Annotated in this window: 22 protein-coding genes and 1 pseudogene; 7 read left to right on the top strand and 16 right to left on the bottom strand. The window is 68.9% G+C overall.

Annotation, left to right across the window (positions count from 1 at the left end; all coding sequences use genetic code 11):
• Positions 1-12: 12 nt before the first annotated feature.
• Positions 13-1,044 (bottom strand): ATP-dependent 6-phosphofructokinase, encoded by a 1,032-nt coding sequence (locus LI94_RS08900; protein ID WP_024440179.1) that lies wholly within the window; start codon positions 1,042-1,044, stop codon positions 13-15.
• 23 nt (positions 1,045-1,067) lie between these two features.
• On the opposite strand from LI94_RS08900, the gene LI94_RS08895 reads away from it, so the two are divergent.
• On the top strand, positions 1,068-1,268 hold the full coding sequence (locus tag LI94_RS08895) for a hypothetical protein (RefSeq protein WP_024440180.1): 201 nt from the start codon (positions 1,068-1,070) through the stop codon (positions 1,266-1,268).
• Positions 1,269-1,282: 14 nt separating this feature from the next.
• Here LI94_RS08895 and gatA read toward each other — a convergent pair whose 3' ends face one another.
• Positions 1,283-2,764, bottom strand: a complete 1,482-nt coding sequence (gatA, locus tag LI94_RS08890; protein ID WP_046300957.1) for an Asp-tRNA(Asn)/Glu-tRNA(Gln) amidotransferase subunit GatA — start codon at positions 2,762-2,764, stop codon at positions 1,283-1,285.
• Complete coding sequence (gene gatC / locus LI94_RS08885) at positions 2,761-3,060, bottom strand: Asp-tRNA(Asn)/Glu-tRNA(Gln) amidotransferase subunit GatC (protein ID WP_024440182.1); 300 nt, start codon at positions 3,058-3,060, stop codon at positions 2,761-2,763. The genes gatA and gatC overlap by 4 nt, the downstream gene beginning before the upstream one ends.
• 169 nt (positions 3,061-3,229) lie before the next feature.
• Here gatC and LI94_RS08880 point away from each other — a divergent pair, with 169 nt between their 5' ends.
• Positions 3,230-3,895, top strand: a complete 666-nt coding sequence (locus tag LI94_RS08880) for an amino acid-binding protein (RefSeq protein WP_036456886.1) — start codon at positions 3,230-3,232, stop codon at positions 3,893-3,895.
• Between the two features lie 31 nt (positions 3,896-3,926).
• Here the strand turns inward: LI94_RS08880 and LI94_RS21865 are convergent, their stop codons facing one another.
• Complete coding sequence (locus tag LI94_RS21865) at positions 3,927-4,523, bottom strand: TetR/AcrR family transcriptional regulator (protein WP_024440184.1); 597 nt, start codon at positions 4,521-4,523, stop codon at positions 3,927-3,929.
• A gap of 105 nt (positions 4,524-4,628) precedes the next feature.
• Between LI94_RS21865 and LI94_RS08870 the strand changes: the two genes are divergently transcribed.
• Positions 4,629-5,774, top strand: coding sequence for a zinc-binding dehydrogenase (locus LI94_RS08870; protein WP_046300956.1), 1,146 nt, complete (start codon positions 4,629-4,631; stop codon positions 5,772-5,774).
• A gap of 36 nt (positions 5,775-5,810) precedes the next feature.
• On the opposite strand, the gene LI94_RS25060 is transcribed toward LI94_RS08870, so the two are convergent.
• Together LI94_RS25060 and ligA are read right to left on the bottom strand one after the other, a co-directional pair.
• Complete coding sequence (locus LI94_RS25060; RefSeq protein ID WP_152664790.1) at positions 5,811-8,231, bottom strand: PGRS repeat-containing protein; 2,421 nt, start codon at positions 8,229-8,231, stop codon at positions 5,811-5,813.
• A gap of 114 nt (positions 8,232-8,345) precedes the next feature.
• Positions 8,346-10,421, bottom strand: a complete 2,076-nt coding sequence (gene ligA / locus LI94_RS08860) for an NAD-dependent DNA ligase LigA (protein WP_024440185.1) — start codon at positions 10,419-10,421, stop codon at positions 8,346-8,348.
• A 35-nt stretch (positions 10,422-10,456) separates the two neighbouring features.
• Here ligA and LI94_RS08855 point away from each other — a divergent pair, with 35 nt between their 5' ends.
• A complete protein-coding gene (locus LI94_RS08855; protein ID WP_024440186.1) occupies positions 10,457-10,918 on the top strand; it encodes an MmcQ/YjbR family DNA-binding protein in 462 nt (153 codons plus the stop codon).
• A 67-nt stretch (positions 10,919-10,985) separates the two neighbouring features.
• On the opposite strand, the gene LI94_RS08850 is transcribed toward LI94_RS08855, so the two are convergent.
• Complete coding sequence (locus LI94_RS08850; RefSeq protein ID WP_024440187.1) at positions 10,986-11,999, bottom strand: methionine synthase; 1,014 nt, start codon at positions 11,997-11,999, stop codon at positions 10,986-10,988.
• Between the two features lie 61 nt (positions 12,000-12,060).
• Between LI94_RS08850 and LI94_RS08845 the strand changes: the two genes are divergently transcribed.
• Entirely contained in the window at positions 12,061-12,684 is a 624-nt protein-coding gene (locus tag LI94_RS08845) for a sensor domain-containing protein (protein ID WP_239651186.1), read from the top strand.
• An 86-nt stretch (positions 12,685-12,770) separates the two neighbouring features.
• Here the strand turns inward: LI94_RS08845 and mnmA are convergent, their stop codons facing one another.
• The 9 genes from mnmA to LI94_RS08800 form a co-directional block, all read right to left on the bottom strand.
• Entirely contained in the window at positions 12,771-13,847 is a 1,077-nt protein-coding gene (gene mnmA / locus LI94_RS08840; RefSeq protein WP_046300954.1) for a tRNA 2-thiouridine(34) synthase MnmA, read from the bottom strand.
• On the bottom strand, positions 13,844-15,028 hold the full coding sequence (locus LI94_RS08835) for a cysteine desulfurase family protein (RefSeq protein WP_024440190.1): 1,185 nt from the start codon (positions 15,026-15,028) through the stop codon (positions 13,844-13,846). Before LI94_RS08835 ends, mnmA begins: the two co-directional genes overlap by 4 nt.
• 62 nt (positions 15,029-15,090) lie before the next feature.
• Positions 15,091-15,894 carry a lysophospholipid acyltransferase family protein gene (locus LI94_RS08830; RefSeq protein ID WP_239651184.1) on the bottom strand — a complete coding sequence of 268 codons (804 nt, stop codon included), beginning with the start codon at positions 15,892-15,894 and terminating at the stop codon, positions 15,091-15,093.
• Between the two features lie 11 nt (positions 15,895-15,905).
• Positions 15,906-16,772, bottom strand: a complete 867-nt coding sequence (locus tag LI94_RS08825) for a GNAT family N-acyltransferase (protein WP_046300962.1) — start codon at positions 16,770-16,772, stop codon at positions 15,906-15,908.
• 223 nt (positions 16,773-16,995) lie between these two features.
• A complete protein-coding gene (locus tag LI94_RS08820; protein ID WP_046300952.1) occupies positions 16,996-17,727 on the bottom strand; it encodes an SDR family oxidoreductase in 732 nt (243 codons plus the stop codon).
• Complete coding sequence (locus LI94_RS08815) at positions 17,724-18,467, bottom strand: SDR family oxidoreductase (protein ID WP_024440194.1); 744 nt, start codon at positions 18,465-18,467, stop codon at positions 17,724-17,726. Before LI94_RS08815 ends, LI94_RS08820 begins: the two co-directional genes overlap by 4 nt.
• A gap of 120 nt (positions 18,468-18,587) precedes the next feature.
• Positions 18,588-21,308, bottom strand: a complete 2,721-nt coding sequence (locus tag LI94_RS08810) for a LuxR family transcriptional regulator (RefSeq protein WP_239651185.1) — start codon at positions 21,306-21,308, stop codon at positions 18,588-18,590.
• An 89-nt stretch (positions 21,309-21,397) separates the two neighbouring features.
• Positions 21,398-22,354, bottom strand: a complete 957-nt coding sequence (locus tag LI94_RS08805) for an electron transfer flavoprotein subunit alpha/FixB family protein (protein WP_024440196.1) — start codon at positions 22,352-22,354, stop codon at positions 21,398-21,400.
• A 38-nt stretch (positions 22,355-22,392) separates the two neighbouring features.
• Positions 22,393-23,184, bottom strand: a complete 792-nt coding sequence (locus tag LI94_RS08800) for an electron transfer flavoprotein subunit beta/FixA family protein (protein ID WP_024440197.1) — start codon at positions 23,182-23,184, stop codon at positions 22,393-22,395.
• Positions 23,185-23,380: 196 nt separating this feature from the next.
• On the opposite strand from LI94_RS08800, the gene LI94_RS08795 reads away from it, so the two are divergent.
• Positions 23,381-24,178, top strand: coding sequence for a class I SAM-dependent methyltransferase (locus LI94_RS08795; protein ID WP_046300950.1), 798 nt, complete (start codon positions 23,381-23,383; stop codon positions 24,176-24,178).
• Positions 24,175-24,828: pseudogene (locus LI94_RS08790) on the top strand (1,4-alpha-glucan branching protein); the annotation flags it as partial. The gene LI94_RS08795 and the pseudogene LI94_RS08790, both read left to right, overlap by 4 nt.

Below are 24,828 nucleotides of genomic sequence, written 5' to 3'. Positions count from 1 at the left end.
GCCACGCGCGAGTCAGCCGAAGAACGCGGCCGCATCGTCGTAGCGGCTCTGCGGCACCACTTTGAGCTGTCGGACCGCGTCGGCCAACGCCACCCTGCCGATCTCCTGACCACGCAGCGACACCATCATTCCGTATTCGCCGGCGTGGGCGGCGTCAGCGGCGTTGACGCCGAAGCGCGTTGCCAGCACGCGGTCGTAAGCGGTCGGGGTGCCGCCACGCTGCACATGGCCCAGCACCGTAGTGCGGACTTCCTTCTTGACCCGCTTCTCGATTTCGACAGCCAGCTGGGCGGCGACACCGGTGAACCTCTCGTGGCCGAACTCGTCGACGCCGCCGGCCCGCAGCTCCATCGAACCGGCAGCCGGTTTGGCCCCTTCGGCGACAACACAGATGAAGTGCGACGACCCGTGCTGGAAGCGCTGCTTGACCAGCCGACAGACCTCTTCGACATCGAAGGGCTGTTCGGGAATCAATGTCATGTGCGCGCCGGTGGCCAGGCCGGCGTTGAGCGCGATCCAGCCGGCGTGACGGCCCATCACCTCGACCAGCATGACCCGCTGGTGAGATTCGGCGGTGGAGTGCAGCCGGTCGATTGCATCGGAGGCGACCTGCAGAGCGGTGTCGTGGCCGAAAGTGACGTCGGTGCAGTCGATGTCGTTGTCGATGGTCTTAGGCACCCCGACCACCGGGACGTTCTCCTGCGACAGCCAGTGCGCCGCAGTCAAGGTGCCCTCACCGCCAATAGGGATAAGGACATCGATGCCGTTGTCATCCAGGGTCTGCTTCACCTGAGCCAGGCCGGCGCGCAACTTGTCCGGGTTTACCCGGGCGGTCCCGAGCATGGTGCCGCCTTTGGCCAACAGGCGGTCGTTGCGGTCGTCGTTGGCCAACTGGACGCGCCGGTTCTCCAACAGGCCGCGCCAGCCGTCTTGGAACCCGACCACCGTGGAGCCGTAGCGGGAGTCGCAGGTGCGCACCACCGCCCTGATCACCGCGTTCAACCCGGGACAGTCACCGCCGCCGGTGAGTACTCCGATCCGCATGTCCCCATCTTGCCGGGTGCCACGTGCCGCCGGGGAGCGGACGCCGAATCGGACAGAACGCGCACGGCCCGCGCCAGGGGGCATGTTGGGGTCCCGTCGGCGCCGCCACCGGCGGCTACCAGCTCGACCTTGGCCGGCTGCTCAGCCAGGAAGGCTCACCGTTCAACTCGATCGGCTGGGACGACCTCGGTAACCAACTCGCGGATCTGGCCAGTCAGTTCTGACCAGCCCCGGCCGCCTAGATCGCGCTGGCAAGCACCCCGCGGGCGGCCTCGTAGGCCGCGCCCACCCGGTACAGCCGGTCATCGGCCAGCGCCGGCGCCATGATCTGCAGGCCCACCGGCAGCCCGTCGTCGCCGGAAAGCCCGGACGGCACCGACATCCCGCAGTGTCCGGCCAGGTTCAGCGGCAGCGTGCACAAGTCGAAGAGGTACATCGCCAACGGGTCGTCGACCTTCTCCCCAAGCCGGAACGCCGTGGTGGGCGTTGTCGGCGAGACCAGTACGTCCACGCTCTTGTACGCCTCGTCGAGATCGCGGGCGATCAGCGTGCGCACCTTCTGTGCCTGGTTGTAGTAGGCGTCGTAGTAGCCCGCCGACAGCGCATAGGTGCCGAGCATGATGCGGCGCTTGACCTCCGGGCCGAAGCCGGCCGCCCGGGTCAGCGCCATCACCTCCTCGGCGCTGTGCGTGCCGTCGTCGCCGACTCGCAACCCGAACCGCATCGCATCGAAGCGGGCCAGGTTGGATGACACCTCCGAGGGCAGGATCAGGTAGTAGGCGCTCAGCGAGTAGTCGAAGTGCGGGCAGTCCACCTCGGAGATCTGCGCGCCCAGCGCTTTCAACTGTTCGACGGCGGCATTGAACGAGGCCAGCACGCCCGGCTGGTAGCCCTCGCCGCTGTGCAGCTGACGCACCACCCCGATCCGCACGCCCGCTAGATCACCGGTGGCCCCGGCGCGGGCGGCACCCACGACGTCGGGCACCGCTACATCCAGGGAGGTGGAGTCGCGCCGGTCATACCCGGCGATCACCGAGTGCAGCAGCGCGGTGTCGGCCACGGTGCGTGCACACGGTCCACCCTGGTCCAGCGAGGACGCGCACGCCACCAACCCGTAGCGACTCACGGTGCCGTAAGTGGGTTTGACGCCGACCGTCGCGGTCAGCGCGGCCGGCTGGCGGATCGAGCCGCCGGTGTCGGTGCCGATGGCCAATGGCGCCTGGAATGCGGCCAGTGCCGCGGCACTGCCGCCGCCGGAGCCGCCCGGCACCCGCTCGACGTCCCACGGGTTGCGGGTCGGACCGTAGGCGGAGTTCTCCGTCGACGAGCCCATCGCGAACTCGTCCATGTTGGTCTTGCCCAGGATCGGGATTCCCGCTGCGCGCAGTCGCGCGGTGACGGTCGCGTCGTAGGGGGCCCGCCAGCCTTCCAGGATCTTCGATCCGCAGGTGGTGGGCGCGTCGACGGTGGTGAACACGTCTTTGAGTGCCAACGGGACTCCGGCCAGCGCCGACGGCGCCTCGCCGGCGGCGATCGCCTTGTCGGCGGCCTCCGCTGCGGCCAGGGCCTCCTCGGCGCCGACGTGCAGGAAGGCTCCGTACCGATCGTCGGTGGCCGCGATCTGGTCGAGGTGGGCGCGGGTGACCTCGACCGAGGACACCTCGCGGGCGGCGATCTTGGCCGCCAGGGTGGCCGCGTCGGACCGGATCAGCGCACTCACTGGCTCTCCCCCAGGATCTGCGGCACCGCAAAGCGGCCGTCTTCGGCGCGCGGTGCGGCGGCCAGCGCTTGGTCCTGGGTCAGCCCGTCGGCGATCTCGTCGGGCCGGGTGACGTTGACGGCCTTGAGCGGGTTGTCGGTCGCCTCGACGCCGGTGACGTCGACGGCCTGAATCGTGCTGACATGGGTCAGGATCGCATCAAGCTGGCCGGCAAATCCGTCCAACTCGGCATCGGTCAGCGCCAGCCGGGCCAATCGGGCCAGGTGAGCTACATCGTCACGGGAGATCTGGGACACGGGTGAAAAGCCTAGCGTCGGTCGCAAGCGCGGCGAAGCCGGGCGCAGCGGGCCGGCGCCAACGGGACCTGTCGGCCATGCACGTCGACCGTAACGCCAGCGTGCGGTGGCGAACGTGAAGTCAGACTCACTGTCCGCGGGCCACGGGACGCTGTGGGAAGGTTTGCCCATGCCTTCCTATCTGCTGCGCGTCGAACTCGACGACCGCCCCGGCAGCCTGGGGTCGCTTGCCGTGGGTCTGGGCTCGGTGGGCGCCGACATCTTGTCGCTGGACGTTGTGGAACGCGGCAGCGGTTCGGCCATCGACGACCTGGTGGTCGAACTGCCACAGGGATCGATGCCCGATGTGCTGATCACCGCCGCCGAGCGGTTGCCCGGGGTTCGGGTGCACAGCATTCGTCCGCACACCGGACTGCTGGATGCGCACCGTGAGCTCGAGCTGATCGACCATGTCGCGGCCGCCGGTGACCGCAGCGCCAAACTGGCGAAGCTGGCCAACGAAACGCCCCGTGTGCTGCGGGTCAGCTGGTGTGCGGTGCTGCGCGCCGAGGGCGCCGACGGTGGGTTCCGCCGGCTCGCCGGCAGCCCGGGGACTCCGGAGACCCAGGTTGAGACGGTGCCGTGGTTGCCGCTCGAACGTGCCACCGCCCTGGACAACACCGCCACGTGGGTGCCCGCGATGTGGCGGGACATGGACGTCGCATTGGCCGCCGCACCGCTGGGCAACCCGCGCACCGCGATTGTGCTCGGACGCACCGGCGGACCGGACTTCCTGCCCGCCGAAGTGGTCCGTCTGGGCTATCTCGCCGGGATCGTGGCCACCCTGCTGCGCTGAGCAGTCGGCACGCTGTCACCCGCGGCCCGGTTCACTCGGTGTCTTGCGTCGGGGCCCGCAACGCCTTATGCAGCAACAGTCGGGTCTGTGCGATCGCGTCGTCAGGCGCGACGCCACCGCGGGCGATCAACGTTGCAGCGCCCAGAATCTGGACGCCGAAGTTGGTGGCCGCGACGATGGGCGAAATCCGCTGGTCGACTTCGCCGGCCAACTGGGCCCGGTGCACGGCGCCAGCGAGTACCTCCACCGACTGCGCCTCGGCCACCAACCGGCTGGGATCGGCGATCGGGGCAAGAATCAAAACCCGGTAACGACTGGCGACTTCGATCGTCGGCCCGACCAACTCAATGAGGCTCGGCAACACCGGGGCAGACTTTGGCAACGAGTCATAGAGCTCGCGCATTTTCGTGACGGCGACTTGGTGAATGGCGACAACGAGTCGCTCACGGCTCGGGAAATGCCGGTAGAGGGTTCCGCGGTTGAGTTCGGCGGCGTCGGCGATCTCCTGCATGGACGCGTTCGGATCTCCCGCGAGCACTTGGGTAGCCGCCTCGAGAATCCGCAACCGATTCTCGACTACGTCCGATCGCAGGCGGGCCGTATCGACCAACGAACCCCCACGCGCCATGTTGACAGCCTAATCGACGCGTGCCACACTGCCAGCACCAAAATGCAACATATTGTTGCATTTTTTCTTGCGGGTTGGGCGCCGGGCAGATAGGCCAGATACAGCGTGAAAGCAGTTGTGTGCCAGAACGGCACCTTGTCGGTTTCCGACCTTCCGACGCCACGTCCAGGTCGCGGCCAGGTCCGGCTTAGGGTGCTGCGCTGCGGCATCTGCGGGTCTGACCTGCACGCACGGCACCACAGCGACGATCTCGCCGACGTCGCCGCCGAGATGGGGTACCTGGAGGCGATGCGCTCGCACGAGCGCACCGTGTTCGGACACGAATTCTGCGGGGAGATCCTCGAATACGGTCCGCGGTGCAAGAAGCGCGCTCCGATCGGCAGCCGCGTCGTCGCGTTTCCGTTGCGGCGCGCGGGTGAGGGCATACACCCGATCGGACTCTCGGCGTCGGCGCCGGGCGGCTACGCCGAAGAACTGCTCATCGAAGAGTCGCTGATGGTGCGCGTCCCCGATGAGCTCAGCACCGACGTCGCCGCGCTGACCGAACCGATGGCGGTGGGACTGCACGCGGTGCGACGGTCCAAGATCCGGCGCGGCCAGATCGCCGTCGTCGTCGGCGCGGGTCCCATCGGGCTGGCGGTCGTGCTCATGCTCAAGGCCAAGGGTGTTCGCACGGTGATCGCCAGCGACTACAGCGCGGCACGACGCGAGTTGGCCAGAAGATGCGGGGCCGACATCGTCGTCGATCCGGCCACCGAATCGCCCATCGACCACGTCCGGCAACGGCCCGGCTACTTCACCAGTTCCGCGGCCGCGATGCGCCTGCTGCTCCGCGCTACCCAAGCGGCGAACACCCTGCCGGTTCCGCTGTGGCAGACCTGGCGGGCGCTCGAGACCATGGGTGTCGGCCCCAAAGCTCCGGTGATCTTCGAATGTGTTGGGGTCCCCGGGATGCTGAATTCGGTGATCACCTCCGCGCCGATCATGTCGCGCATCATCGCGGCCGGGGTCTGCATGGGCGAGGACCGGCTGCGGCCCGCGATGGCGATCAACAAGGAACTCGACATCCGTTTCGTCGTGGGATACACCCCGGTGGAATTCCGCCAGACCGTGAGAATGCTCGCCAAGAAGAAGGTGGACCCCACGCCGCTGATCACCGCGACGGTATCGCTGGCCGAGGTGGATGCGGCGTTCGAGGCACTGGCCTCCCCCGATGACCACGCGAAGATCCTCATCGACCCGACTTCGTGAGTCGTGGCTTCACAGACCTGCGGTCACCGACGGTGATCAACCCGCCGCGGCAGCCGGGGTCACGGTCACGCTGATGGTGGTGGCTCCGGCATCGGAGGCGATGACGAGCACCGGCGCGTTGGGCGCCGACACGACATGGCCGCCGGTGACGCTGACGTCGTAGCCGTCGGGGTAGATGACTTCCGGCACGGAGATGTTGGACTGCGCACCGGCAGCGAAGACGCCCCCGCCGGCCATGTCGGTCGAGTAACTCAGCTGGAACGTGCCGTTGTCGAACGTCCAGGCAGTCGGGATTCCAGCCACCGCCTGCGGGTAGGGCTCGGCCAACACCGCCAGCTTCGCGGCGTCGATGTTGTCGCCGGTCGGCGGCAGGCTGGTGTCATACACGATCGACTCGGCCTCGCGTGATGTGGCGGTGGTGGTGATGTCGTTCTGGCCGGTGTAGACCCAGGTGGCCCAGCCGTATTGATGTCGCTCGGCGGCATCCAGTACCGCGGTGTGCGCCGCGAGGACGTTGCTGGCGCCGAACCCACCGATATGAGCCGGGATGTTGTAGGTGTCCGGGTAGGTCGTCGCGTTGTTGATCGCGATGTCGGCGAAGACGTTGCAGAAGAAGTCGACGCCGAACAGGTCGACCGACGGGCAGAAGTGCTGGAACGAGTAGATGACCCTGTCGTCGTCCACCTCGCCCAGTCGGGTCTGAACACCCAAGTTGAAGAGCACATTCGGCTGTACGAATATCGGCGTATCGGGGTCCACCGACCGGATGGCCGCGACCGACTGGTTGTAAAAGGGTGTCAGCTGCTGGGAGTCGAAGTAGGGGCTGCCGAACAGGCTTGAGAGCCAGTGTGATCCGGCATGCGGTTCGGCGACCACACCGAAGGCGGCCACCGCGGGGTTGTCTTTGAAGTAGTTCGCCACCACCTGCAGCATCTGCGCGTGGTGGGTCTCCAACCCGATTCCATCAGGCGCCGTGGCGTTGCCCCAGAACGCATCCCAGGCGTGGTTCTGCGCGGGGTTGACGAAGTAGCTCCAGGGGAAGCCCACGTCGATATTGGGCAGCCCGCCGGTCTGCACCGCCCACTCCGGCGCCCCCTCGCCTCCGAACGACGTGCTGTAGAGGTCTTGATGCATGTAGATGTTGCTGGTGATGCCATGATTGGCCAGGGTCTGTACGGTCTGGGCGATGGAGGCCAGGTAGTCGTAGTCGAAGACCCCGGGCTCGGGCTCGACCGCGGCCCAGATCAAGCCCAGCTGAACGTTGTTGAATCCGTTAGCAGCTAGGAAGGCCGCGTCGTCGTCGCCGAATCCGTTGGCCGACAACTCGTATGGCGCAACCTTGTTCACGTGGTCGAAGCCGTGCAGGATCACGACGCGTCCGTCACTGTCGATCAACCAGGATCCCGCTGTCGAGAACCCACCGCTGCCACCGCCGCTCAGCGGCACACCGGTGCCGAATCGACCGACGTCGCCGTGGGCCCCGAGCAGCAGAGGGCTGCCGTTGCCGCCGGTGCCGCCCAGAGCGGGCAACCGAGTGGCCGTCCCGCCCACGCCACTATTACCGGCATCGCCCCCGTCACCACCACTGCCGAACAGGCCGACGGCATTACCCCCGTCGCCACCGCGTCCCCCGTCACCTCCATCACCACCGGAACCGCCGGCACCACCGATGCCGAACAGCCAGCCACCTGCGCCGCCGGAGCCACCGACCCCGCCGATCTCTCCGTCACCGCCGCCGCCACCGGCACCGCCGACCCCCAGCAGCCAGCCGCCGGCCCCACCGGCACCACCGGCCGCACCCGCGCCCCCGGCGCCACCGGCCCCGCCGTCACCGAACCACCCCGCGCTCCCGCCCGCACCGCCAGCCACACCGTCCGCAGTGCTGGAGTAGCCGGCTCCACCGTCACCGAACAGCCACCCACCGGCCCCACCGTCAGGATTCTCAGCGGTGCCGTCCGCCCCATCACCGATGACGTAAGAGCCCAAGAGCTGATTGATCGCTCCGCCCACCTGCAGGCCCAGATCACTGTTGATCACATTGCCGACGCCGGTGTGGATCGGGGTGTACATCCACTGATCGAACAAGGTGGTCAGACCGATGGATGCGGCCAATGCCGGTTGCGCGCTGCTCAGTCCGTCAAGGTCGGCCCATACGGCTTCCCAGTGCGCCGGGTCGAAGAAGGCTTCCCACGCCGTGGAGTCGGTGAACGCGTCCCAGTCGGGGGTGCCGGTAGCCGCGTCCGCAAAGGGCGAGAACAGCTGCTCGAACACGTCCTCGATGTCGGCCTGAGCTGCGGGCGCCGAGGCGAGCGGGAGCATGCCGAAGCACGCAAACGCCCCAATCGCGAGAGGGGTAGTGAGCATCCGCTTGCGGGTGTATCGCCCGATTCCACGCGAGCCGTGCGTGGCGGAGGACTGCCTGTCGGTGCCCCAGAAGGCGCTCTCACCAGTGGTCATCGTGTCCCCGCACTTCCTCAGCGGCCCCACCGAAAACGAACTGCAACACGATGTTGCACTTCGCTGCGAAACGCTGCCATACTTCGATGACGCTGTCAATAAGCTGAGAGCAGGCTAATCCGGTGCGGTGTTCGGGCCCTCGGCCAGCAAGTTGACGAATCCGTCCTCGTCCAGGACCGGCACCCCGAGTTCGACAGCCTTGTCGTACTTCGAGCCGGGCGCATCGCCGGCCACCACGTAGGCGGTCTTCTTCGACACCGAACCGGCCGCCCGACCCCCCCGGGCGATGATCGCCTCTTTGGCCTCGTCGCGAGAGAAGCCGGTCAGCGAGCCCGTCACCACGATGCTCAGCCCCTCAAGCGTGCGTTCGATGCTCGCATCGCGTTCGTCGGCCATCCGCACCCCGGCGGCCCGCCACTTGTCGACGATCGCACGGTGCCAGTCGACGTCGAACCATTCGGTGACCGCGGCGGCGATGGTGGGGCCGACGCCCTCGACAGCGGCCAACTGCTCAGTGGACGCCGCGGTGATCGCGTCCAGGCTGCCGAACTCGGTGGCCAGCGCCCGCGCCGCGGTCGGGCCGACGTGCCGAATCGACAAGGCCACCAGCACCCGCCACAGCGGTTGAGCCTTGGCCTTGTCGAGATTGGCCAGCAGCTGCCGGCCATTCTTGGACAGCACACCACCCTTGGTGGTGAACAGCTCGGTACGCAGCAGGTCTTCTTCGGTGAGGGTGAACAGGTCGCCCTCGTCGGTGATGACCCCGGCGCTCAACAGGGCGGTCGCCGCCTCATACCCCAGAGCCTCGATGTCGAAGGCGCCGCGGCCGGCGACGTGGAAAACCCGCTCGCGCAGCTGCGCCGGGCAGGACCGCGAATTGGGGCAACGGATGTCGACGTCGGCTTCCTTGGCCGGCGCCAGCAGCGTTCCGCATTCCGGGCAGTGGGTCGGCATGACGAACTCGCGCTCGTTGCCGTCGCGCAGATCGACCACGGGCCCGAGCACCTCGGGAATCACGTCGCCGGCCTTGCGGATCACCACGGTGTCGCCGATCAGCACCCCTTTGCGCTTGACCTCCGAGGCGTTGTGCAAGGTGGCCAGGCTCACCGTGGAGCCGGCGACCTTGACCGGGGTCATGTAGGCGAACGGGGTCACCCGGCCGGTGCGCCCGACGCTGACCCGGATGTCGAGCAGCGTGGTCTGCGCCTCTTCGGGCGGATATTTGTAGGCCACCGCCCACCGCGGCACCCGGGAGGTGGCGCCGAGCCGACGCTGCAGGGTGCGGTCGTCGACTTTGACCACCACACCATCGATTTCGTGTTCGACGTCGTGCCGGTGTTCACCCCAGTAGGCGATACGTTCAGCTACCGCGGCCATGCCCTCGACGCGGGCGGTGTGTGTCGAGACCGGCAGCCCCCAGGCCTGCATCGCTCGGTAGGCGCCGTGCAAGGTGTCGGGGCTGAAGCCCTCGGCGTAGCCGAGGCCGTGGCAGACCATCCGCAGATTGCGCCGCGCGGTGATAGCCGGGTTCTTCTGCCGCAGGGAACCAGCCGCGCTGTTGCGGGGGTTGGCGAACGGCGGCTTGCCCTCGGCGACCAGTCCGGCGTTGAGGTTTTCGAAGTCCTCCAACCGGAAGTACACCTCGCCGCGCACCTCCAGCACCGCCGGGACCGGGAATTCGGTGTCGGTGTTGAGGAACTCGGGGATGTCGGCGATGGTGCGCGCATTGAGTGTCACGTCCTCACCGACCCGGCCGTCGCCACGGGTGGCCCCACTGCTCAACCGGCCGTTGCGGTACACCAGTCCGAGTGCCACGCCGTCGACCTTGAGTTCGCACAGGTAGGCGGTGTCACCGCCTATCTCACTGATCACCCGACCGGCCCAGGCCGTCAGTTCGTCGGTTGAGAACACGTCTTCGAGCGACAGCATTCGCTCCAGATGCTCAGCGGGGGCGAACTCCGTGGTGAACCCGGCGCCACCCACCAGCTGGGTCGGCGAGTCGGCGGTACGCAGCTCCGGGTGCGCCTCCTCCAGCGCGAGCAGCTGGTTGAACAGCTCGTCGAAGTCGCCGTCGGTGATGATCGGCGCGTCTTTGACGTAGTAGCGGAACTGGTGCTCGCGCACCTCTTCAGCCAGATCGTGCCACTGCCGCCGGAGGTCGGGGGGCACGCTGTCGGCCTCTGGACTCACCCCCGCAGGTTATCTGCTCTGACTACCCTGGCGGCATGCCGCACCCGATCATGTACCGCGACGACGACCCTGGTCTGGCGGAGCTGCGACGCATCGCGCTGGGCTTTCCCGAAGCCTTCGAGAAGATCTCCCATGGCCGTCCGGTGTTCTGCGCACCCAAGATGTTCGCGATCTACGGTGGCAACAGCAAAGCCACCGGCACGATGGTGCCCTACCCCCATGCGCTGCTGGTCAAGGTCGACGAGTCCGAGCGACGTGCGCTGGAGCAGGACCCGCGGTTCTTCCTGCCGATGTATCTGGGCCCGTCCGGTTGGCTGGGCCTGGATTTCACTGCAGCTGATGTGGATTGGGATGAGGTCGGCGAGCTGGTCGACACGTCGTTTCGGCTGACCGCGCCGGCGCGGTTGGTCCGGTCTCTGGACCAGGACCAGCGCTCGGCGAATGCCCGCAGCCGCTCAGTCGCGGCGTCCCGGCGGCGCGACAGCCCGGCGAGATAGTCGCTGGCGTCGGCTGCGGCTGCACCGCCCAGATGCGTTCGCGGCTCGATTGCAACCTTCTCGTTGCCTAGATCGCCTCGGGCTCGCTGCTCAGCGCCTCGCCCACCTTGCGCACCAGCCCGAGCGCGGCGCGCGCCCACGCGGCGTCGGCGCCGGCCATCCCGCAGACCGGGCTGATCCCGACCCGCTCGGCCAGCACCGAACGGGCGAATCCGATGCGGTCGGTGATCGCCGCCACCGCGGTCGCCAGCTCTTCGACGCCGGGCGCCCGCGCCGGAGCGAGCGCGGGAACCAGTCCCATCACCACGGTGCGGCCAGAGTCGACGAATGCGCCGATCTGATCGTAGTCAGCGGATTCCAACCCGGTGCAGTCCAGCGCCAGCGCAGCGATAGCGCTGCGCTGCAACACATTCCACGGAAGTCCCGCTGCACAACTGTGCACCAGCACCTCGCCGCCGATGGTGTCGGCGCAGCCGTCGAGCAGCGCCGTGGCCAGCGACTCGTCGATGGCGGCCACCGGGCTCAACGCGGTAACGCCGGCCAGCCGGCCGGTCACCGCGGCGCCCAGGGACGGCTCGTCGAGCTGCACGATCACCGGCGTGTCAAGCCGGCGAGACAGGTCGGCGCGATGCGCCTTGAGGCCCTCGGCCAGCGAGGCGGCAAGGTCCCGCACCGCACCGGGGTCGGTGATCGCCCGGTGCCCATTCGCCAGCTCCACTTCCGCGGCCACGGTCAGCGGGCCGGCCGCCTGCACCTTGACCGGATGACCGCTCCCGCGCAGGCCGGCGACTTCCCACGCCTCTTCCAGCGCGTCGGCGTCCTCACCGAGCAGGCTCACCGCGCGCCGGCTCACCGCTCCGGGTCGCGCGGCCAGCCGGTAGCCTCGCGGGGCGGTGTCGATGGCGATGTCGACCAGCAGCGCGCCGGTCCGACCGATCATGTCGGCGCCGACTCCGCGCCCCGGCAGCTCGACCAGGTGGGCCAGGCTGCCGCCCAACTCACCGACCACCACCTCGGCCGCCGCGCGCGCCGAGGTGCCCGGCCACGACCCCAGTCCGGTCCCAGTGGCGAAAGCACTCACCGGGCAACCGTATTGAAGTGACATGGCCACGGGCACGGCGGGCTAGCCTTCGATGGTGAGAATGTCGCGGCTGGTGCCGATCGGGGCGGTGTCTGCAGCGGTGGTGGGCTGCACCCGGCTGGTCGACGGGACGGCGCTGCCACCCGCGGCGCTGCCGGCGCCCGCCGGCGTCGTGGATCTCGGCCGGATCATGCTCGGCACACCCCGGATGCGGGCCATCGTCGGCGCCGACGAGCAGCTGACCGTCATCCCCACTATGGATTCCAGCTCTCCCACCGACATCGACGAGCTGGCCGCCACCATCCCGCCGCCATGCCGTTTCATCTTCGCCGAGACCGCGGTGTTCGGATCCACGGCGACGCGTTTCCACAAAACCACCTACCAGTACCCGCCGAAGGCCGCGATCGTCTCCGAGGGCGCCGCCGTCTACCCCGACACCGAAGCCGCGCACCACGTTCTCGATGCGTTGGTGGCCACCGTCGCCGAGTGCGCCGACACCTCCGCCGGGCCGGGCCTGGTCAGCGACTGGACTTCCGACGACGCGTCGTTGCGTACCCACGCCGGCGACTGCGGACGGGCGTACCAGGTCAAGTCGGTGGTGCTGCTGGAGGTCACCTACTGCGGCTTCTCGGAATCCGATGCCGACCTGGTGGTGACGAACATGGCTTCGGCGGTGCCCGGTTAGACCCGGTTCCCCACGCCGAGCGTGCACTCACGCCGGCAAGCGCCGCGTCGTCGTGCCCAGTACACGTTCGGCGCAACTGGCCGAAGCTACGCGCCGGCGGCGGCGATAGTGGCGCTGGCGATCACTTCGTCGCCGTGCGCGTCCGGGCGGTAACAGGCCAGGGTCTGGCCGCGGGCCACACCGCGCAACGGCTCGCGCAGCCGCACCTGCAACATGTCACCGACCAATCCGGCCACCGCGCCAACCGTCTCGCCGTGGGCGCGCACCTGCACCTCGCACTCGACTAGGCCGCGCCACGGTTGCCCCGAGGTGAACACCGGCGCCCGCCCGGTCAGCTCCGTCACATTCAAGTCGGCGGCCGACCCTACGGTGACGGTGCCGGTCGCGGCATCGATACCGGTCACGTAGCGCGGCTGGCCATCCGGGCCGGGCCCGGCGATGCCCAGGCCCTTGCGCTGGCCGATGGTGAAACCGTGCACCCCATCGTGTTCAGCCAGCACCGACCCGCCGGTGTCCACCACAGCGCCGGGCCGCACTCCGATGTGGCCGCCCAGGAAGGTGCGCGTGTCGCCGGTCGGGATGAAGCAGATGTCATGACTGTCGGGTTTGCTCGCCACCGCCAGGCCGCGTTCGGCGGCTTCGGCGCGGATCTGCGGCTTGGGGGTGTCCCCGATCGGGAACGCCGCGTGGCGGAGTTGCTCGGCGGACAGCACCGCGAGCACATAGGACTGGTCCTTGTCGGCGTCCACCGCGCGGCGCAGTCGGCCGTCGGCGAGCCGGGCATAGTGACCGGTGGCCACCATGTCGAATCCCAGCGCGACGGCTCGAGCGGCTACCGCGGAGAACTTGATCTTCTCGTTGCACCGCATGCACGGGTTGGGGGTCTCGCCACGCGCGTAAGACTCGACGAAGTCGTCGATCACCTCGTCCTTGAACTGCTCGGAGAAGTCCCACACGTAGAACGGAATGCCCAGCACGTCAGCGACGCGCCGGGCGTCGTCAGAGTCTTCCCGCGAGCAGCACCCACGCGAGCCGGTGCGCAGGGTGCCCGGGTTGCGCGACAGTGCCAGATGTACCCCGACCACCTCGTGCCCGGCATCGACCATGCGGGCCGCCGCCACCGAGGAGTCCACTCCGCCGCTCATCGCGGCTACGACCTTCATCGCGGCACTCCCGCTGCCGCCAGCATGGCCTGACGAGCCCGGTCCACCGCACCGGGCAACACGGCAAGCACAGCGTCGACGTCACCGTCGACGCTGGTGTGGCCCAACGACAGTCGCAGCGATCCGCGGGCTGCGACCGGGTCGGCGCCCATCGCGGTCAGCACATGCGAAGGCTGCGGCACACCGGCGGTGCAGGCAGATCCGGTGGAGCATTCGATGCCGTTGGCGTCCAACAGCATCAGTAGCGAGTCGCCTTCGCAGCCGGCGAAGGTGAAGTGCGCGTTGCCGGGCAGCCGCTGGCTACGCGATCCGTTGACCCGGGTGTTGTCAATCCGGGCGAGCACTCCCTCGATGAGCCGGTCGCGCAGGCCCGCAACCCGGTCGGCGGTGGACTCCAGCGAGCCCACGGCGACCTGGAGTGCCGCAGCCATGCCGACCGCTCCGGCGACATCGGGTGTGCCCGAACGGATGTCACGTTCCTGGCCCCCGCCGTGTGTGAGCGGGACACAGGTCACGTCACGACGAATCAACAGCGCACCGGTCCCGCACGGCCCGCCGAACTTGTGCGCGGTCAGACTCAGCGCGGACAGCCCGCTGGCACCGAAATCGACCGGCAGCTGCCCGACGGCCTGGACCGCATCGGAGTGCATCGGCACCCCGAACTGCGCGGCGATCGCGGCCAGTTCGACGACCGGCAGGACCGTTCCGACTTCATTGTTGGCCCACATCACCGACACCAGGGCGACGTCGTCAGCGCGACCGCCGTCCAGCTCCTCGCGTAGCGCCTCCGGTGACACCGAACCGTCGGCGTCGGTGGGCAGCCGGGTGATCTCAGCGCCCTCGTGCTCGGCGAGCCAGTCCACCGCATCCAGCACGGCGTGGTGCTCGACCTCGGTGGTGATGATTCGGCGTCGCTGCGCATCGGCATCGCGCCGGGCCCAGTAGATGCCCTTGACGGCCAGGTTGTCGCCGTCGGTGCCGCCGGAGGTGAAGACCACCTCAGAGGGACGCGCGCCCAGCCGTGCCGCGATGGACTCCCGGGACTCCTCCATCCGGCGGCGCGCGGTGCGACCGGCGGCGTGCAACGATGAGGCGTTTCCGACGGTGCCCAAGACAGCTGTCATCGCCTCGATGGCTTGCGGGTGCATCGGGGTGGTGGCGGCGTGATCCAGATAGACCATGACCTGCCCAGGATACCGGGCACCTGCGGCCGCCCCGGCGCTGCGGCGGGCGGCCGTCCTGCTCAACAAGCGACGCGAGCTCGCCGGCGCCGCCGGACCCGCCAGCCCGCCGCCGCCTGGCAACGCGCTGCGAGCTCACGCCGATCGGTTCCCGGCAACTGCAACGCCGCGACATGCACCTGCGCGATGGTGCGGCGCGCGGTGATCAGACGACGAATCGAGGCCAACAGGGTGTCGTCGCCGACAAACGCCGGCACGGTCGACAGCGCACCGTCCCGGTGGTGGTAGGTGAGCTGCAGCGGCTGTACCGGCCGACCCGCGTCCACGGCGGCCTGGAACATCGCCGGATGGAAACGGCCACGGGCACGCCCACACCAGGTGGTGCCCTCCGGGAATGCCACGACCGTACGGCCGGCCCGCAATCGGGCCGCCACCATGTCGACGACCACCGGCAACCCACGCAGACTGTCGCGCTCGATGGGGATGATCCGCATCATGCGGGCCAGCGCACCGATTCCGGGCCAGCTGATCAGATCGGCGCGCGCCACGAACGTGCCCGGCGACACCGCACCGATCACGAACACGTCCAGCCAGGACACGTGCGGGCTGACCACCAACATGCCGCGCAGGTTGCGTACCGGCCCGCCGGTCGTCGTCACCCGCACTCCGAAGCAGCGCAACACCACCCGGCAGGCGCCGCGCTGCAGCCGAACGCGGCCCGGAATCGGTACCGCCAGCAGGGGCAGCAGCGGCGCCAGCAGCACCACCATCGCCAGCCGTAGCGCCACCACCGCCGGGAACGGCCGCTCACTCCCGCCCCGGACGCATCGCGGCGTGCAGACGGCGCGAGGCGCCCAGGCGTTCACGCCCGGCTGGTTCACGCGTGCGCAGCGGTGTCGGCAGCCTCTGGGCCCCCTGCCACCACCGACGCCGCGGACACTGACCGCAGCCGGCGCAGGTAGCGGGTGTCGGCGTCGCTGCGGCGCAGCAGGGCCGGGAAGTCCCCCACCCCGAAGGCGGGGTCGTGGGCCGGCTCACCGCAGACCCGCGCGCCCAGGCGCAGGTAGCCCCGCAGCAGCGGCGGAATGGTCGGACGAGTCGGCGGCGCGATCTCGTCGAGGCCCTTGCCGTCGACCATCACCGGCCGATACGGGGTCACTCGGTACGTGGAGGCGTGCCGCCGCCGCACGAAGTCGCGGACGCCGCGGATCTGACTGGCCGGGGGGCCCTCGCCGCGCACCGGCACCGAGACGCAGCCGGTGATGTAGTCGTACTGGTAGCGGTCCAGGTAGGCCAGGATTCCGGCCCACATCAACAGCACGACCGCGCCGTTGCGGTGGCCCGGCCGGACCACCGCGCGGCCCATCTCGACCAGCGAGGGACGCAGCGAATCCAGCGCGGTGACATCGAATTCGCTTGCGCTGTAAAGGCCTCCGGCAGCGATAGCCCCGGTGGGAGGAAGCATTCGGTAGCAGCCGACCAGCTCGCCGGAGTCATCGTCGCGGACCAGCAGGTGGTCGCAGTATTGGTCGAAATGGTCGGCGTCCAAGCCGGTGCTGCCGGCGCCGGAGTCGGTCAGGCAGAAGCCCGGCTCGGTGCTGAAAACCTCAAATCGCATCCGCTGCGCGGCTTCGATCATGGTGGGGTCGGTGGACAGCAGCAACGAGTAACGGGGGTTGTCGGTCCCGGAAGCGGGAGAATCGGTGGCGGGCTCGGGGGCGATGAGAACAGAACCAGTGCTCACACTCGCCACGGTCGCGCAGTCAGGCAGCGACGAGGCAAGCACGGCATGACATGTCGGTGCACGCTTGGTGACGAATTGTGCGTGGCCCGCGCGGCGGTCAAGGTCGATGCAATGGGCGTTCAGATTGCATCCAGGGTCGTGAATTCACGACATGCACAACCATCAGAGCAATCTCAACGCCCACCGCTGAAATAAACGCCCACCGCTGAAATAAGGGTGCGGGTCAGGCCGCGGCTCCGCCGCCGTCGGCGTGCAGCGTCGACCCGGTGATGAAGCTGGACCGTGGCGAGGCGAGGAACAACACGGCCTCGGCTATCTCGGTGGCGTGTGCGGTGCGCCCCAGCGGAAGCCCCCGCCCCAGTTCGTCATTGACGTCACCCCATTCGGCGACAACCCCCTCGGTGGCGGTCGGCCCGGGAGCAACACTGTTGACCCGTACCCCGTGCGGGCCGAACTCGGCGGCCCACGTGCGAGTCAGCGACTCCAACGCGGCTTTGGAGGCGCCGTAGCTCGACGCACCGGGAACACCCTTGAAGGCGACCATGCTGGTGACGTTGACGATGCTGCCGCGCCCGCGCCGCAGCATGCCCGGCGCCAAGGCGGCGACCAGGAAGTAGGCGCCGCGCACATTGGTGTCGAACGTCGACTCGAATGAACCCACATCCTGGTCCACGGTCAGCGCACCCGGGAAGCTGGCGGCGTTGTTCACCAGGATATCCACGCCGCCGTCGCCGCATTGGCGCACCAGAGATCTCACCGAATCGAGGTCGGACAGATCCGCGGCCACGAATCGCGCCGCGCCGTCGAGTTCGGCGACGGCGGCGGCACCCCGCTGCGCCGAGCGACCGGTGATGATCACCTCGGCGCCGTGACGCGCCAGCAGCCGCGCGGACTCGAGTCCGATGCCCGCCGTCCCGCCGGTCACCAGCGCGGTCTGACCCGCCAGCTCACTCATTGTGCCGCCTGCCAATCGGCCAGCCGGGTCACCGCCAACGTGGCGTCGTCGCCGGTGACCAGGCCGGTGTCGCCGATCTTGGTGCCGAAGTAGACCGCGGCCGGGTCGACGACGATCGGGAGGTTCTCGCCCCGATGGGCCAGCACCACGGCGGCCAGTTCAGCGAAGGTCAGCTTCTCCGGGCCACCGATATTGATGATTCCGTCGACCGGCGCGGCCTGAGCGGCCCGGGCCACCTCGGCGGCCACCTCGGCTCCGGCGATCGGCTGGATCAGACCTTCGGGCGCCCGCACCTCACCGTCGACGGTCAGCGATGCGATGATGCCGTCGGCGAACTCGTGGAACTGCGTGGCACGCACGATGGTGTAGGGCAACCCGGATTCGGCGATAATGCGCTCCTGGGCGACCTTGGCGCGCATGTAGCCGCTGTCGGGCAGCCCGTCGCAGTTCACGATGGACAGCGCCACGTAGTGGCCGACGTCAGCGGCTTTGGCTGCGTCCACCTGGTGGGTGGTGGACTTGGTGAAGAAGTCCAACACCGGGCCGTCGGCGAAGTCCGGCGAGTTGACAACGTCGACCAGCACGTCGGCGCCCGAGAGGGCCTCCGCCAGCCCGTCTCCGGTCAGCACGTCGACACCTGAGTTGCGGGCGGCTGCCACGGTGTCGTGGCCGGCGGCGCGCAGCAACTCGACAACCTTGGTGCCGATCTGTCCGCTGGCACCCATCACAGTGATCTTCATCTTGTTCACACCCTCCTGCTCAGCACGATCTCGGTACCTCGACCCTGGCACCGTGCGGCCGGTGGGGGAACCCCGGAAAGTCCGTAGTCTGCGTCTCGGCGGGCGGGGCCTGGAGCCCGGTCAGCGGCCGACAGCGAGGTCGCGCAGTTCCCGGCGGGAGCGGATTCCCAGCTTGGCGAAGACCTTGCGCAGATGCCATTCGACGGTGTGAGCGCTGATGAACAGCTGGGCCCCGATCTCGACATTGGTCAGCCCGGCACCCGCCAGCTCGGCGATCTGCTGCTCCTGCGGCGTCATCACGTCACCGCCGGGCGGGGCGTGGCCGCTGACTTTGTCTCCGATCGCCTGCAGTTCGCGCCGGCTGCGCTGCGCGAAGGCCTGCGCCCCGAACCCGGTGAACATCTCATGGGCGGTGCGCAGCTGCTTGCGCGCGTCACCGCGCCGCTTCTCCCGGCGAAGCCACTCCCCGTACACCAGATGTGCGCGCGCCAGGTCCACGGCGATCCGAGTGCGCTCCAGCCGCTCGACGGCCTCGACATAGTGGTCCTCGGCAGCGAGGCCGTCACACAGCAGCGCGCGCGAGCGGGCCAACACGCCCAGCCCCCAATCGGTCTCGCTGACGGTGGCGCGTTCGTGCAGCTGCGCCAGCGCCTCGGCGGCCAATGACAGTTCGCCGCCGCGCACCCCGGCCTCCACCAGTTCCGCCAGGTTCCACCCGTAGAGGCCGAGATCCTCGTAGTCCAGCACGCGGCGCAGCGCCTCGCAGGCCGACTGGTAGCGACCCAAGCCGTTGTAGAGCACCGCGGAGGCGTAGCCGATCAGTGCGATGATGCGGCCCTCGCCGCGGGCGGCCCCGCTGCGGGCCGCGGCGTCGATCAGCACGGTCGCCGCAGCTTCCTCCCCTGTCCAGGCCGCCAACGCCAGCGCGTGATAGCGCACCGGCGTCTGACCGGACGCCGCGGTCAGGGCGTCGGCGTCGGCGATCAGGGCGCGCGCCGTCGCGAACTCACCGGCCTGCACGTGCACGCCGGCCCGGGTGGTCAACGCGATCGGCAGCATGGCCAGCGCACCGGTGTCGGTCGCGACCCGCACGGCGTCGTTGGCGATCCGATACCAGGCTTCGTCGTCCCACACGTCGTGCACGGCGGCTTCGTATCCGATCGGAAACGCCTGCCATGACCAGGTGTTCGGGGTCAGGGCGGCAATCGCGGCACGCAACGGCTCCAGGCCGGCTTGGCAGCCGGCGCTGATGCGGGCGGTCAACGCCAGCAGCAGCAGATCGGCCGGCCGGTTCGTCCGCACGCCCGCGGCCAGCGCCGCCGCGGTGTGCTGGCGCACCTGCGCCCCGAACGCCCGGCCCGCATACATCGCCGCGCTGACCGCTTCCAACAGGGTTTCTTGCGCCATCACCGGATCAATCGACTCCAGATGGCTTGCCACGGTGAAGAATTGGTGAACTGAGTCAAGGATGGTGGCGGTGTGGCCGCTCCCGCGGCCGCGAGTGAATGCCAACTGCGCGCGCATCCGGGCCAACCGGGCACGCTGCAGCGCGTCCAGCGGCGCCAGCTCGGCGGTGCCCAACAGAATGGCGGCCGCGTCCATTTCAGCCACCGCCAGTTTGGCATCGGCGGCATCGAGCGCACGGGCTCCGCGCCGTCGCGGATCGGGGGTCAGTTCAGTGGCGCGGGCCAAAAATGCTGCCGCCGCCGCGGTCCCGCCGCGCAACGCCGCCCGGTCAGCGGAGCGTTCCAGCTCCGCGGCGACCGACTCGTCGGGGCCGGCTGCCGCATGGGCGCGATGCCACGCCCGCCGGTCGGGGTCGTGTGCCGGGTCGGTGGCCTCGGCCAGGGCACGGTGGGCATCTCGGCGGTCTTCGAGGATCGCCGCGCGGTAGATCGCCGAACGCACCAGTGGGTGCCGGAACCGCACCCGCGCCCCGATCTCAATCAGGCCGGCCTCCTGGGCCGGGGCGATGGCCGCCGACGCCAGCCCCAACTCCCCTGCCGCCCGCAGCAACAGCGCCGCGTCCCCCACCGGCTCGGCGGCAGCCAGCAACAAGAGCCGTTGGGCGGCGTCGGGCAACGCCTGAACCCGAGCCAGGTAGTGGCGTTCGATCTGTCCCGCGACCGGCACCACGTCGGGGCGGTAGTAGCCGCCGGCCAACTCGGCCGCGGACAGCCCCCGGGGCAGTTCCAGCAGCGCCAGCGGGTTGCCGTGGGTCTCGGCGACGATCCGTTCGGCGACCTGGGGATCGATCCGGCCCGGCAGCGCCGACTCCAGTACGGCATGCGCGTCGGAGTCCGTCAGGCCACGCAGCATCAACTTCGGCAGTCCGGTCAGGCCGTCTACCGGTTCACGCAGTGCACACACCAACGCGACGGGCTCGGCCCGCAATCGGCGCGCCACGAACCCCAGCGTCTGAGCCGAAACCCGATCGAGCCACTGGGCGTCGTCGATCAGGCACAGCACCGGCCGGCGTGCCGCGATCCCGGCAAGCAGGCCCAACACCGCCAGCCCGACGAGAAATCGGTCGGGCGCCGGCCCGCTGCTCGTGCCGAACGCGATCGCCAGCGCCTCACGCTGCGGTTCGGGCAGGAGGTCGATCCCGTCGGCCACGGGTGCACACAGCTGCTGCAGGCCGGCGAACGCCAGCTCCATGTCGGACTCCACCCCGGCCGCCCGTATCACCTGAAACTCCGATGCGGCGTCGACCAGGTACTCCAGCAGAGCGGTCTTGCCGATTCCGGCCTCGCCGCGCAGCACTAGCACCTGACTATGGCCCTCGCTAGCGGCGGCGAGGGTTTGCCGTAGCTGCTCGCACTCGGTGTCGCGGCCACGCAAAGACGACAAAACCCCCGACACGCCGGGCGTGCGGGGGTTTTGACGACTTGCGGCCGGGCGGGCCCGGCGAACACCCATAGAGGTCTTCTTTAACCCTTGCGAGCCTTGATCGCCTCGGTCAGCTGCGGCGCGACCTTGAACAGGTCGCCGACGATGCCGAAGTCGGCGATCTCGAAGATCGGTGCTTCCTCGTCCTTGTTGACCACCACGATGGTCTTGGACGTCTGCATGCCGGCCCGGTGCTGGATCGCACCGGAGATGCCCAGGGCGATGTACAGCTGCGGCGACACGGTCTTGCCGGTCTGGCCGATCTGGAACTGACCCGGGTAGTAGCCCGAGTCCACCGCGGCACGCGAGGCGCCGACGGCCGCACCGAGAGAGTCGGCCAGCTCCTCGACCACCGAGAAGCTCTCCGCGCTGCCGACACCGCGACCACCGGACACCACGATGGGGGCCTCGGTGAGCTCCGGGCGGTCACCGGCCACGGCCGGCTGGCGCGAGGTGATCTTGGTGGCGTTCTCCGCGGCGGCGGGCACCTCCACGGTGACCTGCTCGCCCGCACCAGCGACCGGCGCGGGCTCAACAGCACCCGCACGGACGGTGATGACCGGGAGCTCGCCGGTGGGCTCGGCCTCAACGGTGTAGGCACCACCGAAGATCGAGTGCACCACCTTGGCGCCGGCCTTGACCTCGACCACATCGACCAGCAGACCCGAACCGATGCGGGCCGCCAGCCGGCCGGCGATCTCTTTGCCGTCGGCGGTGGCCGCGATCAGCACCGCAGCCGGGGCAGCCGACTCGGCCAGCCCGGCCAGCACGTCGACAGTCGGGGTGACCAGGTAACCGTCCACCACGTCGGACTCGGCGACGTAGATCTTGGCGGCGCCGGCCTCTTTCAGGCCGTCCACCAACGGGGCGGCGGTGCCGGGGGCACCGACGACGACCGCGGACGGCTCGCCGAGCTCACGCGCGGCGGTGATCAGTTCGGAGCTGACCTTCTTCAGCGCTCCTTCGGCGTGCTCCACGAGCACAAGTACTTCAGCCATGTCTATTTTCTTCCGTCTTCGCTAGGTCCGGGGAGCGCTTAGATAATTTTCTGGGCAACCAGGTACCCGGCGATCTTGGTGCCGCCATCGCCCTCGTCGGTCACCTTCTCGCCAGCGGTCTTCGGCGGCTTCGGCGTCGAAGCAGTCACCTTGGTACCGGCGTTGGCCACACCGACCTCGTCGGCCTCGACGCCGATCTCGGCCAGGCTGAGCACGGTGACTTCCTTCTTCTTGGCGGCCATGATGCCCTTGAAGGAGGGGAAGCGCGGCTCGTTGATCTTCTCGTTGACGCTCACCACGGCCGGCAGCGAAGCCTCCAGGGTGAACACGCCCTCGTCGGTCTCCCGCTCACCGGTGACCTTGCCGTCCTCGACGGTCAGCTTGCGCAGGTGGGTCAGCTGCGGCAGACCCAGGTACTCGGCGATGATCGCCGGCACCGCGCCGCCGACACCATCGGTCGACTCGTTGCCGGCGATGACCAACTCGGTGCCCTCGATGGCGCCCAGCGCGCGCGCCAGCGCCCAACCGGTCTGGATGACGTCGGAGCCCTTCATGCCGTCGTCGAGGATGTGCACGGCCTTGTCGGCCCCCATCGACAGCGCCTTGCGGATCGCCTCGGTGGCCCGCTCCGGGCCGGCGGTCAGCACGGTGACGGTGCCTTCGGCGCCTTCCTTCTCCCGGATCTGCAGGGCCTCTTCGACGGCCCGCTCGTTGATCTCATCGAGCACGGCGTCGGCGGCGTCACGGTCAAGGGTCCAGTCACCGTCACTGAGCTTGCGCTCCGACCAGGTGTCCGGGACCTGTTTGATCAGGACCACGATGTTCGTCATGAGAGTGGTTCGTCCTCCTCAAAGGGGTCTTGCGGCGGCGGGCCACAAGACTGGGCAGCGATTCACGCAGCCGCACAAGCATGTTACTCATGGGTAACTTAATGCGGTTCGCCTGTACAGCGTAGCGGGTCGTGATAATGCCAGTGCGGGGTAGCCGGTTCGTAGAGTGCGCCCTTCGCGTTAGCCTGCCTGTGCAATGAAATCTACGAATGCCGCCGAAGACCCCACCGGCACGCCGGTCAGCGACAGCACGCTGACGCTGACCGGGGAACGCACCATCCCCGGACTCGACGTCGAGAACTACTGGTTCCGACGCCACGAGGTGGTCTACCAGCAACTGGCGCCCCGCTGTAGCGGACGCGTGGTCCTGGAGGCCGGGTTCGGCGAGGGCTACGGCGCCGACCTGATCGCGGGCGTGGCCCAGCGGGTGATCGGCGTGGATTACGACGACGCGGCGGTGGCCCACGTACGAGCCCGCTACCCGCGCGTCGAAGCGCTCCGGGGAAACCTCGCGGACTTGCCGCTGCCCGACGCGACCGTGGACGTGGTGGTCAACTTCCAAGTCATCGAGCACCTCTGGGATCAAGGCCAGTTCATCGCCGAATGTGCCCGCGTATTACGGCCCGGCGGGCTGCTGATGGTGTCCACGCCCAACCGGATCACCTTCTCCCCCGGCCGCGACACTCCGATCAACCCGTTCCACACCCGCGAACTCAATGCCGCCGAACTCACCGAGCTGCTGCTCGAGGGCGGATTCGAGATCGAGGGGGTTTACGGCGTCTTTCACGGGCCGGCACTGCGCGAGATGGACGCCCGGCACGGCGGTTCGATCATCGACGCCCAGATCGCGCGGGCGGTCGCCGACGCGCCCTGGCCGGCCGACTTGCTGGCCGATGTTGCCGGCGTGACCAGCGACGATTTCGACTTAATGGAAGCCGCTGAACGCGATATCGATGAAAGCCTGGACCTGGTGGCGATCGCGGTGCGCCGGTGACCGAAGAATCCAACGGCTCCGTACCGGGCCTGTTCACCCTGGTGCTGCACACCCACCTGCCGTGGCTGGCGCACCACGGCCGCTGGCCCGTCGGCGAGGAATGGCTCTATCAATCCTGGTCGGCGGCGTACCTGCCGCTGGTGCGGGTGCTGCGGACGCTGGCCGCCGAAGGCCGGCAGCACCTGCTCACGCTCGGGGTGACACCGGTGGTCGCCGCCCAGCTCGACGACCCGTACTGCCTGGACGGCATGCACCACTGGCTGGCGAACTGGCAGCTGCGCGCCGCCCAGGCCACCACCCTGCCCGACATCCGTCCGTTCGGGCTGCACGAATGCGCCGCGGCCGAACAGGCTCTCGACGAGTTCGCGCTGCTGTGGCGCCATGGCGCCAGCCCGCTGCTGCGGGAGCTGGTGCAGGCGCAGACGGTGGAACTGCTCGGCGGTCCGCTGGCTCACCCGTTTCAGCCTCTGCTGGCGCCCCGACTGCGCCAGTTCGCACTGCACGAGGGATTGGCCGATGCCCGGGCACGGCTGGCCCACACCCCCAGCGGAATCTGGGCCCCGGAATGCGCGTACACGCCGGGCCTGGAAACCGAGTACGCGGCCGCCGGAATTTCGCACTTCATGGTCGACGGTCTGTCTCTTATACAC

Origin of the sequence: Mycobacterium sp. UM_Kg27, from assembly GCF_000972905.1 — a bacterium.
In the GTDB taxonomy this organism is placed as follows: Bacteria; Actinomycetota; Actinomycetes; order Mycobacteriales; family Mycobacteriaceae; genus Mycobacterium.
The sequence above is the reverse complement of the archived record's forward strand: the minus strand, read 5'-3'. Positions and strand labels throughout refer to the sequence as shown.

Coding starts and splice junctions, on each gene's coding strand:
- LI94_RS08880 (WP_036456886.1), top strand. CDS start 3,230: ATGCCTTCCTATCTGCTGCGCGTCGAACTCGACGACCGCCCCGGCAGC.
- LI94_RS08800 (WP_024440197.1), bottom strand. CDS start 23,184: ATGACGAACATCGTGGTCCTGATCAAACAGGTCCCGGACACCTGGTCG.
- LI94_RS08815 (WP_024440194.1), bottom strand. CDS start 18,467: ATGAAGATCACTGTGATGGGTGCCAGCGGACAGATCGGCACCAAGGTT.
- LI94_RS08900 (WP_024440179.1), bottom strand. CDS start 1,044: ATGCGGATCGGAGTACTCACCGGCGGCGGTGACTGTCCCGGGTTGAAC.
- LI94_RS08805 (WP_024440196.1), bottom strand. CDS start 22,354: ATGGCTGAAGTACTTGTGCTCGTGGAGCACGCCGAAGGAGCGCTGAAG.
- LI94_RS08845 (WP_239651186.1), top strand. CDS start 12,061: ATGTCGCGGCTGGTGCCGATCGGGGCGGTGTCTGCAGCGGTGGTGGGC.
- LI94_RS08795 (WP_046300950.1), top strand. CDS start 23,381: ATGAAATCTACGAATGCCGCCGAAGACCCCACCGGCACGCCGGTCAGC.
- LI94_RS25060 (WP_152664790.1), bottom strand. CDS start 8,231: ATGACCACTGGTGAGAGCGCCTTCTGGGGCACCGACAGGCAGTCCTCC.
- mnmA (WP_046300954.1), bottom strand. CDS start 13,847: ATGAAGGTCGTAGCCGCGATGAGCGGCGGAGTGGACTCCTCGGTGGCG.
- LI94_RS08855 (WP_024440186.1), top strand. CDS start 10,457: ATGCCGCACCCGATCATGTACCGCGACGACGACCCTGGTCTGGCGGAG.
- LI94_RS08820 (WP_046300952.1), bottom strand. CDS start 17,727: ATGAGTGAGCTGGCGGGTCAGACCGCGCTGGTGACCGGCGGGACGGCG.
- LI94_RS21865 (WP_024440184.1), bottom strand. CDS start 4,523: ATGGCGCGTGGGGGTTCGTTGGTCGATACGGCCCGCCTGCGATCGGAC.
- LI94_RS08835 (WP_024440190.1), bottom strand. CDS start 15,028: ATGGTCTATCTGGATCACGCCGCCACCACCCCGATGCACCCGCAAGCC.